This window comes from Planctomycetota bacterium (assembly GCA_035384565.1).
GTDB lineage: Bacteria > Planctomycetota > PUPC01 > DSUN01 > DSUN01 > DAOOIT01.
The window spans coordinates 13,236-27,519 of sequence record DAOOIT010000006.1 but is presented as its reverse complement, the minus strand read 5'-3'; the positions used below and the strand labels follow the sequence as shown (position 1 = coordinate 27,519).

The window sequence follows — 14,284 nt, the reverse complement described above, 5'->3', positions numbered from 1 at the left end:
TTATAGGCTGCTCGCGCTACCGTGTCAACCTCGCCAGAGCGAGCTGAGAGCCTGCCCCTGTCGGTGGCGACCAACGGCGAGCGCCGACCGGATGGGCTCAGTGAACGTCATTGCGCATCCCCTCCTCCGTTTTCATGCTGCGCAGCAAGAGGGAGGGCACACCGCCCGGTCGCTTCAAGCAGCACTCTGCGGAGCCGGCCCGCCAGGAGCCGGTCTCCTCCGCTCTCGAGGATCGCGCGAGCCGCCATGTGCAGGTCCCCGGCAGCGACCAGGCAGACACCGCGGTGAAGTGCGCCGCGGCAAAGCAACTCGGGGAATGGCGAGCCCCGTTCGGCGGGAGGGAGCGAGCAGTAGCCGTTTGCGACGACGATTCCCTTGATCGCCTTGCCCGAGCCTGCATCAAGTTGCCGCACGAGGTCCCAGTAGGGCTCGGCGTCCATCGCCCCTTCCGCCGTCGCCACCACCACCAGCGCCGCGCCCTCATCGCAGTGCAGCTTCAGCGCGCCGCCTGCGCTCGGCTCGACGCTGAAGCCCAGGAGCCGGAAGCACTCCTCAGCGGAGGCCGCCAACTCAGGCGCCGTGCGGGCAAGCAGCAGGCCGTTGAGCCGCTGCAAGCACGCGTGGCGCCGGCGCAGATCCACGAACTCCCTCTCGAGCGCCTCGATCTGAGCCGCGAGCGCGGCGAGACGCTCTGCAAGCTCACTCTGCCCGGGCAACTCGATAGACCGAGCCCATTCCGGCCCTGCGGGCCTGGCCCGTGCGGCGTCGCCCGCCATCCGGAACCGCTGGATACGCGCACCGCGCCCGGCAGGGGTCTCCGACCCCAATGGCGGCACGAACAGCACACGGCCATGGTCGATTCGGACCTCGAGCGCCAGGAGGCGCCCCTGCGCGTCCCTGGCTATGGGGTGCCAGTGCGCAGGAAGCTCGGTGTTCACGATGCACGCCCCGGGCTGTGCGCCGGCGCAGAATGCTTTCCAGGCAGGATGCGCCTCATCCACGGGCAGCACCTCGCCGCCCGCCGATGCCGCAATGATGAGACGCGCGAGCGACGGCTCCTCGGGCAGCCAGGAGTAGGCGTGCAGAATCGCCGGGGCGCTGCCCTGGGGCGCGCCTCGCTCGGCTCGGAACGGGGCGCCGACCGGGCGCAGAATGCACACGAGCGTACCGCCCCTGTGCACCAGGGTCGTAGCCTCGCGGCGCCGCCGGCGCAGCACGTTGGCCACCCGGCCTGCCTCTTCGGCTCGCTCGTCGGCATTGGCTGGCTGTCCGCTGGCCAGGCCATGCCACAGCAGCGGCACCGCACTCGGGTCCACAACCACGCACCTGTGCCCGTCGAAAGGCACTTCTGCCTCGAAGAGGGCCTGATCTATGGATTCGCCCTCGGCCTCGAGCCCCACGACCAGGATGCGTTCGCTCACGGGCGCTCTCGCTCTTCGGAAGACGCTGCCTTGGCAAACAGCAAGTAGTATATCACGCAGCCTGCCGCGCGTCTCTTGCGTTCGTACACGCTCTGGTGGTAGCCAGGCAGTTCGGTGGCCCATTGGCCTGGCCCCACCCGGTTGACGAGGCAGGGGACAGCCCCCAGGCAAGCCAGGATCTGCTCGGCATAGGGCCTGTCGTCCGTGATCACGGTCAGCGTGCCCCCGGGGCGAAGTCGTTCGGCAAGCTGCCGCGCCGTTGCCGGCTGTATCAGGCGATGCCGTGCGTGGCGGCGCTTCGGCCACGGATCAGGGAAGTGTATGTGGAAGGCCTGGACGCTGCCCGGCTTGAGCAGCCCGGCAATCGCGGCTCCAGCGTCGCCGAAGTACACGCGCACGTTGCTCAGCTTCGCCCGCTCGATCTTGCGGCAAAGGGAGTCCACCCTCTCCCGCACTCGCTCCACGGCGAGGAAACACGTCACAGGCGATGCCTTGGCCGCCCGAAGGGTGAAGTCGTCCTTCCCCGGACCGATCTCCACCTCCAACGGCGCGGCTTGCCGGCCCAGGCTCCGGGCGAGGGAGTCTGGCACCGCAAGGTCGTCCTCGGTGAGGAGCAAGCCGCGGTGTTGGGCGACGGTGTCCCGACGCAGCTTCCGCAGATGTTCTCCGAAGAGGCGCGGCACTAGCTTCTCAACCAGTTCCGTCGGCAGCCCAATGACATTGGTCTCGCTGCCCTCGATGGACTGGATGAATCGGTCGCCGCCTTCCTGGATGGCGTAGGCTCCGGCCTTGTCCCGCCAGCCACAACTGGCAATGTACCCGTCCAGTTCGGCCTCTGTCATAGGCGTCATTCGAACCCAGGTGATGTCATGCGCCACCTGCCGCGTGCCGTGAACCGTGTCGAGCACGCACACGCCGGTGATAACCGCGTGGCGATGGGTGGTGAGCCACCGAAGAAACTCGCGGGCTTGGGCCTCATCCGCAGGCTTGCCGATCACACGGCCTTCGCAGGCGACCAGGGTATCGGCGGCCAGGATCACGGCGTCACCGACCCGTGGGGCGACCGATTCAGCCTTGCGCACGGCCAATGCCTCGGCCTGGCGGGCCGGCGCGAGCGCGGGGTCCACCGACTCGTCCACCTCGGGCGGCACAACTTCGAACGTGTACCCCAACTGCGCCAGGAGCTGCCGCCGCCTGGGCGAGGCCGAGGCCAGGATCAGTTTCGAGCGCCTCAACTGCAAGAGCCGAGCTCCTCGAGACGCCGTCTGCCCAGGGCCACCTCTTCCTCGATGAAGCCGGCGCTGATCTCCATCACCCGCAACGCCTCGCGCGGCACGAGCTTGAGCACGCGCCGGAAATCCACCTCGCCCAGGCCCGGCGGATAATGGTCGCGGCTGCCTTCGCGAACGTCGTGCAGGTGGACTCCAATCGTCCGTGCGCCGTATCGTCGGAGCCATTCATACTGGTCGGCGAGCCCGAGGAAATCCTGAATCACGGCGTGGCCGACATCGTGCCAGTAGCCGACGCGTGGGTCAGGGAACCTGTGGAGGAGTTCTCCGACCTCCTTCACGTTGGGCAGTTCGTGCCAGCCCAGGCGGCACTCGAGCCCAAGGCGGATGTCGGACGAGCGCGCCAGTAATTCCTCAACGCTGCGGCACACCGCCTCGAAACGGGGCGCGACCAGGAACTCGCGCTCGGCCACGATCTCGGAGCGGGAGACTCCGAGGCGCTCGGCCTCTGCGGCGCCGCCGCGGCTCAGCTTGTCCAGCAGCGCCTGCTTCTCCCACTTCGCCTCGATGGGCAGCGAGCCCAGGTGCAAGACCACTGCGGACGCGCCTAGCGCCCTGGCGTTGGCGATGCTCTCCAGCGTGGCTTCCACCCCTTCGCGCCGCCGCTCGGCGTCGGTAGACGCCAGCCAGTCGCCGCGTCGGTTCGAGCCATCGAGGCTCCGCTCCGCACAGACGTTATGGACGCTGACAACTCTCAGCCCCGTCTTCGCAACGGCGGCCTGAATCCTCTTCAGGCTGAAGGGCATCGCATCCGCGATGCCGATCTCAACCGCCTGGAAGCCCATGCGGGCAATCGCCTCCAGGGCGGCTTCGGGCCGGGGGTCACTGCGAGGGTACCACGCTGTGGACAGTGCAATCACGCATTCTTCCTTGCAGGAAAAGCCTCACCACTTCCTCCGCGGCACGAGCCAGCAACTCGTCGGCATGGTCCATCGCGGTTCGCAGGGCCATCGGGCTCTGCACGACGCTGAAGCAGGCGGCGATGCCCTGCTCGCGCACGGCCTCATATCCCTCGCCGAGCGAGCCTGCGAGAGCAACCACCGGGATGCCGCCCGCGCGCGCCACGCGGGCCACCCCCACGGGCACCTTGCCATAGGCCGTCTGCGCGTCCAGGCGCCCCTCCCCCACGAGCACGAGATCCGCCCCGCGAAGCTTCTCGTCGAGGCCGACAGCCTGGATGACGAGTTCCACCCCCCGAACCAGTTCTGCGCGCAAGAACGCGATCAGGCCGGCCCCCAGCCCCCCTGCCGCCCCTGCCCCCGGGGTGTCGCTCACGTGGGCGCCCAGGTCGCGCTCGATCACCTCCGCCCAGTGGGCGAGGGCGGCATCGAGGAGCTCGACCATCTCGGGCGTGGCACCCTTCTGCGGGCCGTACACTCGCGCGGCGCCACGGGGTCCCGTCAGCGGGTTCGTGACGTCGCACGCCACCTGGCACTCCACGCGGCGCAGCCGCGGGTCCAGCGCCGAGACATCAATCCGCTCGACCTGGGCCAACGCTCCGCCGCCACGCCCGACCGAGGCTCCCCGGGCATCGAGCAGGCGCGCCCCCAGGGCTTGCGCCATCCCGGCCCCCCCGTCCACCGTCGCGCTCCCGCCGATCCCCAGCACAAGGCGCTCGACGCCCTGATCCAGCGCAGCCGCGATGAGTTCGCCCGTGCCGAACGTCGTCGCGGCCATCGGGTCGCGCCGCTCAGGAGGCACGAGCGGGAGGCCCGAGGCGGCGGCCATCTCGAGCGCCGCCGTGCGACCATCGCCGAGCAACCCATACTCCGCCTCCACGGGGTCGCCCAGCGGGCCGGTCACTCGGGCGCTCAGGAGGCGCCCTCTCGTGGCGGCCACGAGGGCCCGCACGGTGCCCTCCCCGCCATCCGCCATCGGAACGCAGATGACTTCCGCGCCTGGCGCGGCCGCCCGAACGCCGCGCGCCATCGCCGCGGCAACGGCTTCCGCCGGCAGGCACTCCTTGAACGAGTCGGGAGCGATGACGATCTTCAATCCCTGTCCGCCTGTTGCCGGCACTGGGCTCGCCGCGTCAGTAGATGCCCTGATCATACGCCTCGGCGATCGTGGCCCGGTTCAAGTCGTACACCGTATCGGCCGCGACGCCGGGCGGTGGCCCGAACGGGAACGCGAGGAGCAGCAGGAGATGGTGCCACGTGGTAACCGAGGCCGCCTCGCGGAAACGCCCGAGGCGCCGATTCCTCTGATCTGTGATCGTTGTCACCAGCACGATGTCGCGCCGCTCCCAGGCCGGCACAAGGCCGAGCGAGAGGAGATTGAGCGCGCGCACGAAGCGCGGCGAGCGCGCCTGCTCCTCGTACAGGCGGATTTCCGCGTGCAGTTCGGCCGGCGCAGGCTCCGGGCGAACGTGCGTGAAGCGCCCCGACCGATAGTAGGCCCAGTGGCTCGCGTTCCGGTAGATCAGTTGCGAGCGCGGAGGCAGCAGAAGGTCGTCTGCCGTGGGTCCCGTCAGGCCGTTGAAGTCGATGCTGACCGCCTTCATCTTCTCCGGCTCAGGCGGGGACCCTGGCGGCCAGGGGGTGATCCGGCGAGGCCCGGCGGAGCGGAATGCGACACAGCACCCCGCCAGCGGCGCCAGCAGGAGGGCCACGGCGACCAAGCGCGGCATTGTCCTCATCACACGCCGGCCTTCCCCACAGGGATCGGGATCCAGAGGAGCTGGATGTACCGCGTGTGATTCACCCGCCCCCAGCCCACGATCCCGAGCAGGACGATGTTGCCATCCCTCACCAGGTACCTGACCTTTGTGGGATCCGTCGCGGGCGAGGCCAGCGCCTGGACGCCCGGCTGCTCCTCCTCGTCAAGCGGAGCGACCTCCCGGTAGCGGGTCCAGCCCAGGCCCAGGCCTACCACCTCGTTGGTCCGCCGGCTGGCCACCCGCTGGCGCGTGGCCACGTCGTACGCATCGGCCCGATCGCTCCACACGACAATGCAGTCCCATCCGTTCTGTGCCGCATAGAACTGCCGCTTGCCCGGCTTCCCGGGGTCGAAATAGAGCCAGTCGCCGTGCTGGCTGCCAGGGACGAATGCCTTCCACGGGTTGTACCGCCCCTTCACAATCAAGCCCGGGGCTGGGGTGAACGGCACACTGAAGATCTGGATGAAGTTCATCGAGAACACCGACGCATCGCCCGGCAGCGAGTAGCGCCCAGAGAAGCCCGCGTGGCTCACCTGCTTGAGATCCGCCACGAGCGCCGCGAGTTGCTGGGGTTCCGGCGCTGGCAGCGGCTCCATGCCCAGCCAGTCGCCCAGCTCGTTGTGGGCCAGCGGCCCGCCGCCGTCGCAAAAGATGAACATCGTGCAGCCGCACTGGCTCAGGACTGCCACGGCCGCCGCAAAGCACAGGAACAGCCTTCGGGTCAGTCGCATGTGCGCATTCTCCTCGGTAGTCAATCCACTCGGCACGCTCAGCGGGCGCGGAGCTTCTTCAGGACGGGCCGGAGCGCCCGATCGAGCGACTGCTCGGTCGTGCCGATGTCAATGTCGGCGAGCAGGTGCCAGCGCTCCACGTGTTCGGCCGACTCGCCGGGCTCGAGCCTCTGGAGCGGACCCACTGTTTCGAGCTCGATGAAGGAGCCCGCCGTGTAACTCTCGCAGTTACAGCCGCAGTCGGGGTAGGCCGGCCCTCTTCGTAGGCGAACTCCTTGATGAAGAGCGTGCCCTGCCGGAAGTAGGCGGCCCAGCCCTGCTTGTTGGCGATGCCGATCTTCTGGGGCTCCGCAAGCGATTCGTCGGTTCGCAGCCGGAGATACCTCGGGCCCAGGGTGAACCGCGGGTCGCTGAGGTCCGTGTAGTGCCACAGCACCATCGGCCGGGCCGGGAGCAGATAGTCGTCGTGCGAGCGGAATGGCTCCTGGGGCACGATGACGCAGCCGCCACCGTTCATGATGGTGAGCGCCCAGGGAGCCACCTCGATGGCCCACAGCCCGGTGTTGGTGATGCGGTGCACGACCTCCACCCCCGTGCCTCTCGCATCGAGCGTGACGGTCATCTCCTTGAGGATGCCCGTCTGCACCTCGACGCCTTGGGTGAGGTGCAGCGACCGGCTGCCGCGCTCCGCACACCGAACGGGGGCGCTGTCGGGCACATAGCTCCGGGGGATCGCTTCGGGCGCGGTCCACAGACGATGTCCCCCCACCGGCCGCCAGTCGCCCAGTTCCGTCGTCACCTTCGCCGTCGGCGGGCAGAGGCCCAGGATGTTCTCGCCGTCCGACAACCTGTAGCACAGGATGCGCGGCCCGATGTCGGTCGTCACAACCACCTCGGCAGTTCCGTTGGCCAGCTTGCGGCAGTTCCGCAGGCCCGCGAAACTCACTCTGCACGCCATGGTTCTTCCCCTCTACAGCAGGCACGAGATGCGCTGGCACGCGCCGCGCGGCTACCGCCTCCTCAGTATTCTAGGCGTCGCGGCCCGCGGCGTCAACCGCTGGCCATCCCAGTTGACGCCCACCGGGGGGTAAGCTACAATCCAGGCAGCTTCTGGTTGTGAAGGGAACCAGCCGTGTGCAGCGCTTGGAAGCGTTGGATGACGCGCCACTCCCCGGCCCTGGGCTTCTGGGGCGTGCTGGCGCTGGTGGCGGTCGCGCTCGTCTTCGCTGTGGCGATGGCGCGCGGGCGCCTGGGCTAGGGGCGCCCTTGAGAACAGCGTGCCCGCCTCCGGGCGCGACGCCGGATGATGCGCTTGAGCCTGCGTAGGGCGGTGTAAGGCCACAGCCATCCCAGCAACCACCGAATCCTGTGGCGCTGGGCCTCGTCGGGCGGAGGCCGGTCGGCCGAGTACCGGGCTCTGAGCTTCTGGAGGCCCAGCCGGTCGGCCTGCGCCAGAAGCGGAATCAGGGCGCTCCTCGAGAACCACCCCCTGCCGAGATACAGCGACGTGGCAAAGTCCACGAGGAACGGCTTGCCTTCCCCTGTGAGCAGAATATTCTTGCGCTGGTGGGCATCGAGGTGCACCACGCCCCGCTCGTGAAGCGCGGCGTGAAGCTCCGCAAGCCGATCGAAGACCCCTCCTGGCAGCGACTTTCGGCGACGCAGCTTGAGGTCTGCCGCATCCACGAAGTCTACTGCAAACGCGAAGCCGTCAATTCGCCCCCGGAAGGCAGGCACGCCCTCCACGCCGGCTAAGTGGCGGTAGATGCGTGTCTCGTTGGCCACGATCCAGCGCCCATAGGTGTGACGAATCAGCCACGGGGAATGGGCAAAGTCCTTCACGATCAGGCGCCGACCTGCCCGCTCGACAAGCAGGATGGCCGGCTTGGCGCCCCGCGCGTCGCGCAGCACCCGTTGGGTGTGCCGCGGCAGGTCGGAACGGGTGAGAGGAATTTCCTCGACGGCAGGGGATGTCATACGCCATCCGAAGTTGCAGCCAGCGTGTGGAGCGGCAGCGCCGACGCCAGGCGCTCAGCGGACCTCTTGCAGCGCGGCGCCATCGTAAGGGCAGTAGGCTTTCGAGTAGTGATAGCGCCGACCGCACGCGGGGCAGAACCGGTTGATCTCATAGGTATAGCCGATCACGCCCCCGATGATACCTCCGCCACACCGCCCACCACGGCGCCCCTTGTGCGGTGGTGATGGTCAAGAATGGCGCCCGCCGTGGCCCCTGTGGCACCGCCGATCACAGCGCCCTCCTGGGTAGGTGTGCAAGCCAGTGAGCTCAGGACCGCCCCGAGAACGAGGCCGAGAGCCACGACACGCTTAGCTACCGCGCACATTGCACCCACTCCTGGTGGCTCGCCAAGCGGCCGCCGCTCCTCACCCTCATGCGACGAGCGCCAGCCGCCATCATTATACTGAGCCGCCGCAGGCTTTCAAAGGGCAAGCTACTCGCTCCGCTCCGCTTCTCTGACGCACAGAGAGGACGCCCTATTCACGCGGCGGGTCGTTTGACTCTCCACGCCAGGGCCTGCTATCATCGGCGGCAGTTGGCGCCACCCCATGCGACGGAGGACGCTGTGAAGTACGCGATCGTCGTGCCCGACGGCATGGCGGACAGACCCGTGGCCCGCCTCGGCGGACGCACGCCCCTCGAGGTCGCCGCGAAGCCCCACATGGACCGGATCGCCACTCACGGGCGCCTGGGCACCGTCTCCCACACCCCCCCCACCTTGCCTCCCGGCAGCGACGTGGCGATGCTCTCGCTGCTTGGCTACGACCCCGCCGAGTGCTACACCGGCCGCGCCCCCCTCGAGGCCGCCAGCATGGGCATCGAACTCGGGCCGACCGACGTCGCCTTCCGCTGCAACCTGGTGACCGTGGACGGCGATACCCTGGTGGACCACAGCGCCGGCCACATTGATTCCCGCGAGGCCGCCGTGCTCGTGGACCTTCTGAACGAACGCCTCGGCTCCGACGCCCTGCGTTTCTACCCCGGCGTCGGCTATCGCCACCTCCTGGTCTACCGCGGCAAGGAGCCTCTCGCCGCCGAGTGCACCCCGCCCCACGACATCCTCGATCAGCCCATCGCCCGGCACCTTCCCCGAGGCCCGGGGGCAGACCTGCTCTGCCGCCTCATGGACCAGTCGCGTAACCTCCTCGCCCACCACGACATCAACGACGTGCGGATTGACCTCGGCGAGAACCCCGCCAACATGATCTGGCTCTGGGGCGGCGGCACGAAGCCAACCCTCCAGCCCTTCGCCGAACGCTTCGGCCTCCGCGGCGCCGCCATCGCGGCCGTGGACCTCGTCCGCGGCCTCGCCACCTGCCTGGGCATCGACGTCATCCGCGTCGAGGGCGCCACGGGGTACATCCAGACCAACTTCGCCGGCAAAGGCCAGGCCGCCATTGACGCCCTCGCCCGCTACGACCTCGTCTTCGTCCATATCGAAGCCCCCGACGAGGCCGGCCACCAGGGCAACATCCAGGCGAAGGTGGACGCCATCGAAGCCATTGACAAGCACATCGTCGGCCCCCTTCATGCCGCCCTGGAGGCTCGCGGCGACTATCGCCTGCTCGTCCTGCCCGACCACCCCACGCCGCTCGAAGTCCGCACCCACGTGGCCGAGCCTGTCCCCTTCGCCTACGGTGGCAGCGACGTGGCCGAGCCCAGCGGGCGCCGGTTCACAGAGGCCAACGCGGCGGAGACGGGGCTCAAGGTCGCACCCGGCCACCGACTGATGCCGCTGTTCCTCGGGCGCGAATGAACTGCAAGTGTCTGAGGCGTCGTGTCTTGGGCAAATTCCCGTTGACAGGCCTGTGCCCCAGGGATAGAATGAAAATGGGCGGGCGTACGTAGGATGCACGGCGTGCATGACCTGAAATCTGGGGAATCAGCCATGCGACGCAAGAATCGGGGCGTCACCATTACGGAACTCCTCACTGTGGTGTCCCTGCTCACCATCCTCACCTCGATGGTGAGCCCAGTGCTGCTCACCGTCAAGCATGCGGCCCTGGCGCGCGCATGCAGCAACAACTGTCGCCAGGTCTACGTGGCCCTCCAACTCATCGCCAACTCCAATTACGGTAAATACCCGTCTTGCGTCGTGCTTGACACCACCGCCAATCCCCTTCAGCTCGTTGACTATGGCCTCAAGGAGGACCAGTGGTGGTACCGCAAGGTCTCCAAGACCCTCTACCCCACGAAGGATCCCCTTGCCGGCAACTGGCTGCCCCCCGAACACAACGCGCTGCGCTGCCCCGCCAGCGCCGACCCCTATGACCAGACCCGCGTGAAGGGGAACTATACGCAGGTGAACAGTGTTGGCAGCACCAACGACAAAGACCGCGTCTTCGACGACAACTTTGGCTACAATAACTTCGGCTTCAAGTACGCGGGACCCATCGGCACGAGCCGCGAGACGGTGCCCGCCATCCCCAACACCGACGTGCCCACCTGGAAGTGGGGCGCCATCGGCAACAGCTTCTACTACCGCGCCAGCGCACCCTCGGGCGGCTGGGGCGCCGGCATTGTCATGGCCGGAAGGCCGAAGCACATGTACGACAGCTCCAAAGACTCGGGCGGCGTCAAGTACTGCAACTGCGACACGGGCACTGCTCCACGCAAGACGTGGCCCTGCGCCTACAGCTACCTTGGCGAGTTCTCGACGGTCCCCGAGGCCTCCCGCACAATGATGATGATGGACTATATCAAGGCGGACGTGGCGCCGAACCTGGTGAACGACGGGCTCCGCGGCTTCCGCTTCCGTCACGGCGGCCGCGCCAATGTGCTCTTCGTAGACGGCCACGTGAACCTCATGCACCGACAGGAATACCAGAAGGACTGGGCCGAGCCCGACCACACGGCATTCGCCAAGGACACGGTGACGGCCCGCCCGCGGATTCACTGGTTCGTGCTGCGTCCGTGAGGCGCCTGGCCTTCTGCCCCCTCCCCTGACGGCGCGCTCGATGATTCGCCCCTATCGCCCCACCGATCGTGACGACCTGCTCCGCGTCACGAAGCTCGCCTTCGACGGCGTTTCGATTGACCAGAACATCGAGGCGTTGCACGGCGTCATCAACGGTGTGCGCTGGCAGGAGCGCAAGGCCAGCCACGTCGAGGCCGACATCGCGGCGAACCCATCGGGCATCTTCGTCTGCGAGGCCCATGGTTGCGTCGTCGGCTACGTGTCCTGTCGCATCAACCCCACGACCGCGATTGGGTCCATTCCCAATCTGGCTGTTCACCCCGCCCACCAGGGGGGCGGGATCGGCAGGCAGCTTCTGGATGCCGCACTGGCCTATCTGCGCTCCCAGGGCATGAAGTACGCCCGCATCGAGACCCTCGAGCAGAATCAGCGGTGCGTCGCTCTCTACCCCAAGCTGGGCTTCACCGAGGTGGCCCGCCAGATTCACTACATTCGTCCGCTATGAGTCGCCCCCGACCCGTCGCGATCCTCACCCATTTCCTCCCCCCATTGCCTCGAAATCTGCGCCGCGCCGTGCTATAATCTTGGGCAGCACGTCACCCCCGGTGCCACGGAGGTCGCCCATGAGCGACGAGCGCGACTTTCAGGTCCGGCAGGACATCCTGGACGCCGAGTACGGGTCGGGCGGTGTGGGCATGGGGCCGACGGGCGGGCAGGTCGCCTTCGACCTCTTCTTCGGCATCCTGGCCCCCGTGGCCTTGCTCCTGGCCGACCCCGCGCTGTTCGTGCCTAGCGTGGCCGACCGGGCCGCCCTGCCTCCCTACCTGGCCATGCCGACCTACGTGGCCGAGGGTGCGCTGATCGCGGCTCTGGCCTTCTGGGGCCTCAGCGGCATGCGCCGGTCAGCGCTCGGCATGCTGCTCGCCGGGCCGTTCGCCGTCGGCGCCCTCCTCTCGGCTGCACTTGGGCTGGTGTTGCTGCCCTTCGCCCTCGTGCACTGCGACCTGTTGAGCGGCCTGCTGGCCTTCACCCCGTGGCTCACGGCCTTCGTCTTCGCCCGTCACTGCGCCCTGGCGTGCCGCGTCGGGGCGCACCGGTCTCTCGCCCTCACCGTCGTCCTGCTGGCCGTCACCTTCACCGCCCTCACGGCTGTTCTTGTGTCGGTCGGCACCGCACGCCACCGCCGGGCGCTGGTGATCGAGAGCTTGCTGCTCAGCGAGAGCCCGGCTGACTTCGAGTACGGCTGCCAGATGATCCGCGATCGCGCGCAGATCGACATGGACCGCCTGGCCACGGTGTATTTCGAGTTGAAGGAGGACGATCCCCGCCGGCCGCGCCTCGCCGCGGCGCACCTCCGTTTCACCGGCGCATCCATCGAGCAGGCCGTGCAGCGTCTCTTCCCGCGCGTGCGGCAGGCCCCTCCGCCCGACGCCGAGGTGTCCCGCAAGGAGGAGGACCCGCAAGCACGCCTGATTGACCTGCTCTTCAGCGCCGAGCGCGTCGAGCATCTCAAGGCGGCGGACGATCTGCTGAGCCACGACCCCGACCCGAAGATGCTGGAGGCCATCGTCCAGCGCTACCGCGGGCTACCCGAGGGCGACCCACGCCGCGAGTGGATCGAGAGCGCGTACACCAGCCTGAATGCGGATGGGGAGACGATCCAGCAGGCTCTCAAGAGGTTCCCGCCCAAGCCCACGCCCAGGAAGTCCGCTGCCGAGCCCTCGGGGCGGCCCGATGCTCTGCCGCCCGGCCCGACCGACGCCCCTCAGATCGCCCCGTGAAGCGCCTGATAGGCATACCGTGCCGCGAACAGCGCTGCGAATACGAGCAGCCAGGGGCTGGCCTCGCGCACGCGCCCCGTGATGAGCTTCAGGAAGCCGTAGGCGATGAAGCCGAAGGCGATCCCCTCCGTGATGTTCCCCGTGAGAGGCATCATCATAATCGCCAGGAAAGCGGGGACGGCCTCCGTCCAGTCGTTCCAGGGGATATGCACGACGGCCGATACGATGAGGCACCCGATGAGGATGAGCGTGGGCGCGGTGACGGGGCTGAGGACCTTCAGGCGGCGCACCACGAGAGCGGAGTCCTTGGGGGCCGCCAAGGGGGTCTCCGAGGATGCGGCCTGCCCGTCGGTGCTGCGTCTGGCTTCCCACGCCCCGTCGAAGTGCTCGAGCCGGAACTCCTCCGTGGTCGGTGCGCCGCCGGCGATCATCTCGACGCACGGCGAGAAGAAAACCGCGGCGACGAACAGCAGCGCCGTCACCACGTTAGCCAGGCCGGTTCGGCCGCCCTCCGACACACCGGCCGAGCTCTCGATGTAGCTCGTGATCGTGGAGGTGCCCAGCAGCGTACCGGCCACGGTGCCGGCCGCGTCGCTGAAGAGGGCCTGCCGAGCTCGGGGCAGTTGGCCGTTGACCATCAGCCCCGCCTGCTGCGACACGCCGATCAGCGTGCCCACCGTGTCGAAGAGGTCGAGGAAGAAGAACGTGAAGATCACCCCCACGAGGCCGAGCCGGAGGGCGCCCGCGATGTCGAGCGCGAGCGCGGTGTGCAGCAGTTCGCTCCACGGCGGCGCGCTGATCAGGCTGGCGGCGGGCCGCACCAGGCCCATCGGAATGCCGAGCACGGCGGTGCCGACGAGGCCGATGAGGATGGCCCCGCGCACTTTGAAGGCCATCAGGGCGCTGGTGAGGGCCAACCCCATGGCCGCCAGCAGCGCCGGCTTGCCGAGGGTGCCCATCTTGAGGCCCGTGGCCATGGGATTCTCGGCGTTCACGGCCACGAAGCCAGCCATTTGGAAGCCCACGAGCGCGATGAGCAGACCGATGCCCACGGCAATGGCGTACTTCAGCGAATCGGGCACGGCCCGGATGATCCGCTCGCGGAAGCCGAACAGCGACAGCACGATGAACAGGGCGCCGGAGATGAAGTTCGCGCCCAGCGCCACCTGCCAGTTGGGCGCCACGCCGCTGGTCACGAGCAGGGTGAAGTAGAAGTTATGGCCCATCGCCGGGGCCAGCGCGATGGGGTAGTTTGCGAGCACGCCCATCAGCACGGTGGCGAAGGCGCTCGACAGGCACGTGGCCAGCATCACAGCCTTGAGCGGCATGCCGGCGTTCATCAGGACGATGGGTTGCACAACGATGATGTAGGCCATCGTCATGAAGGTGACGACGCCGGCGCGCACCTCAGTCGCTACCGTCGTCCCCCGCTCGTCCAGCAGGAAGAAACGTCGGAGAAACGCCTCCAT

At 68.1% G+C, this 14,284-nt stretch carries 13 protein-coding genes; 4 read left to right on the top strand and 9 right to left on the bottom strand.

Annotation, left to right across the window (positions count from 1 at the left end; all coding sequences use genetic code 11):
* Positions 1–107: 107 nt before the first annotated feature.
* The 8 genes from PLE19_03625 to PLE19_03590 all read right to left on the bottom strand — a co-directional run bounded on the left by PLE19_03625 (position 108) and on the right by PLE19_03590 (position 8,077).
* Complete coding sequence (locus PLE19_03625) at positions 108–1,400, bottom strand: hypothetical protein (GenBank protein HPD14009.1); 1,293 nt, start codon at positions 1,398–1,400, stop codon at positions 108–110.
* 17 nt (positions 1,401–1,417) lie between these two features.
* Positions 1,418–2,662 carry a Maf family nucleotide pyrophosphatase gene (locus PLE19_03620; GenBank protein HPD14008.1) on the bottom strand — a complete coding sequence of 415 codons (1,245 nt, stop codon included), beginning with the start codon at positions 2,660–2,662 and terminating at the stop codon, positions 1,418–1,420.
* Positions 2,653–3,570 carry a sugar phosphate isomerase/epimerase gene (locus PLE19_03615; protein HPD14007.1) on the bottom strand — a complete coding sequence of 306 codons (918 nt, stop codon included), beginning with the start codon at positions 3,568–3,570 and terminating at the stop codon, positions 2,653–2,655. The genes PLE19_03620 and PLE19_03615 overlap by 10 nt, the downstream gene beginning before the upstream one ends.
* Positions 3,533–4,705 carry a glycerate kinase gene (locus PLE19_03610; protein ID HPD14006.1) on the bottom strand — a complete coding sequence of 391 codons (1,173 nt, stop codon included), beginning with the start codon at positions 4,703–4,705 and terminating at the stop codon, positions 3,533–3,535. The genes PLE19_03615 and PLE19_03610 overlap by 38 nt, the downstream gene beginning before the upstream one ends.
* A 37-nt stretch (positions 4,706–4,742) precedes the next feature.
* Positions 4,743–5,213 carry a hypothetical protein gene (locus PLE19_03605; protein ID HPD14005.1) on the bottom strand — a complete coding sequence of 157 codons (471 nt, stop codon included), beginning with the start codon at positions 5,211–5,213 and terminating at the stop codon, positions 4,743–4,745.
* 134 nt (positions 5,214–5,347) lie between these two features.
* The gene (locus tag PLE19_03600; GenBank protein HPD14004.1) at positions 5,348–6,100 is read right to left on the bottom strand and encodes a hypothetical protein; all 753 of its coding nucleotides are present in this window, start codon (positions 6,098–6,100) and stop codon (positions 5,348–5,350) included.
* Between the two features lie 58 nt (positions 6,101–6,158).
* Positions 6,159–7,058, bottom strand: coding sequence for a hypothetical protein (locus PLE19_03595; protein ID HPD14003.1), 900 nt, complete (start codon positions 7,056–7,058; stop codon positions 6,159–6,161).
* 296 nt (positions 7,059–7,354) lie between these two features.
* Positions 7,355–8,077 carry a hypothetical protein gene (locus PLE19_03590; GenBank protein HPD14002.1) on the bottom strand — a complete coding sequence of 241 codons (723 nt, stop codon included), beginning with the start codon at positions 8,075–8,077 and terminating at the stop codon, positions 7,355–7,357.
* A gap of 605 nt (positions 8,078–8,682) precedes the next feature.
* On the opposite strand from PLE19_03590, the gene PLE19_03585 reads away from it, so the two are divergent.
* The 4 genes from PLE19_03585 to PLE19_03570 all read left to right on the top strand — a co-directional run bounded on the left by PLE19_03585 (position 8,683) and on the right by PLE19_03570 (position 12,815).
* Positions 8,683–9,873 carry a cofactor-independent phosphoglycerate mutase gene (locus PLE19_03585; protein ID HPD14001.1) on the top strand — a complete coding sequence of 397 codons (1,191 nt, stop codon included), beginning with the start codon at positions 8,683–8,685 and terminating at the stop codon, positions 9,871–9,873.
* A gap of 132 nt (positions 9,874–10,005) precedes the next feature.
* On the top strand, positions 10,006–11,034 hold the full coding sequence (locus PLE19_03580; protein ID HPD14000.1) for a prepilin-type N-terminal cleavage/methylation domain-containing protein: 1,029 nt from the start codon (positions 10,006–10,008) through the stop codon (positions 11,032–11,034).
* A 40-nt stretch (positions 11,035–11,074) separates the two neighbouring features.
* The gene (locus tag PLE19_03575; GenBank protein HPD13999.1) at positions 11,075–11,539 is read left to right on the top strand and encodes a GNAT family N-acetyltransferase; all 465 of its coding nucleotides are present in this window, start codon (positions 11,075–11,077) and stop codon (positions 11,537–11,539) included.
* A gap of 118 nt (positions 11,540–11,657) precedes the next feature.
* A complete protein-coding gene (locus PLE19_03570; protein ID HPD13998.1) occupies positions 11,658–12,815 on the top strand; it encodes a hypothetical protein in 1,158 nt (385 codons plus the stop codon).
* On the opposite strand, the gene PLE19_03565 is transcribed toward PLE19_03570, so the two are convergent.
* A complete protein-coding gene (locus PLE19_03565; protein ID HPD13997.1) occupies positions 12,800–14,284 on the bottom strand; it encodes an NCS2 family permease in 1,485 nt (494 codons plus the stop codon). The genes PLE19_03570 and PLE19_03565 overlap by 16 nt on opposite strands.

What these genes read in the sequence shown, in the direction of transcription:
- PLE19_03595 (HPD14003.1), bottom strand. Translation starts at nt 7,058, where the DNA reads ATGGCGTGCAGAGTGAGTTTCGCGGGCCTGCGGAACTGCCGCAAGCTG.
- PLE19_03565 (HPD13997.1), bottom strand. Translation starts at nt 14,284, where the DNA reads ATGGAGGCGTTTCTCCGACGTTTCTTCCTGCTGGACGAGCGGGGGACG.
- PLE19_03600 (HPD14004.1), bottom strand. Translation starts at nt 6,100, where the DNA reads ATGCGACTGACCCGAAGGCTGTTCCTGTGCTTTGCGGCGGCCGTGGCA.
- PLE19_03605 (HPD14005.1), bottom strand. Translation starts at nt 5,213, where the DNA reads ATGAAGGCGGTCAGCATCGACTTCAACGGCCTGACGGGACCCACGGCA.
- PLE19_03580 (HPD14000.1), top strand. Translation starts at nt 10,006, where the DNA reads ATGCGACGCAAGAATCGGGGCGTCACCATTACGGAACTCCTCACTGTG.
- PLE19_03570 (HPD13998.1), top strand. Translation starts at nt 11,658, where the DNA reads ATGAGCGACGAGCGCGACTTTCAGGTCCGGCAGGACATCCTGGACGCC.
- PLE19_03590 (HPD14002.1), bottom strand. Translation starts at nt 8,077, where the DNA reads ATGACATCCCCTGCCGTCGAGGAAATTCCTCTCACCCGTTCCGACCTG.
- PLE19_03575 (HPD13999.1), top strand. Translation starts at nt 11,075, where the DNA reads ATGATTCGCCCCTATCGCCCCACCGATCGTGACGACCTGCTCCGCGTC.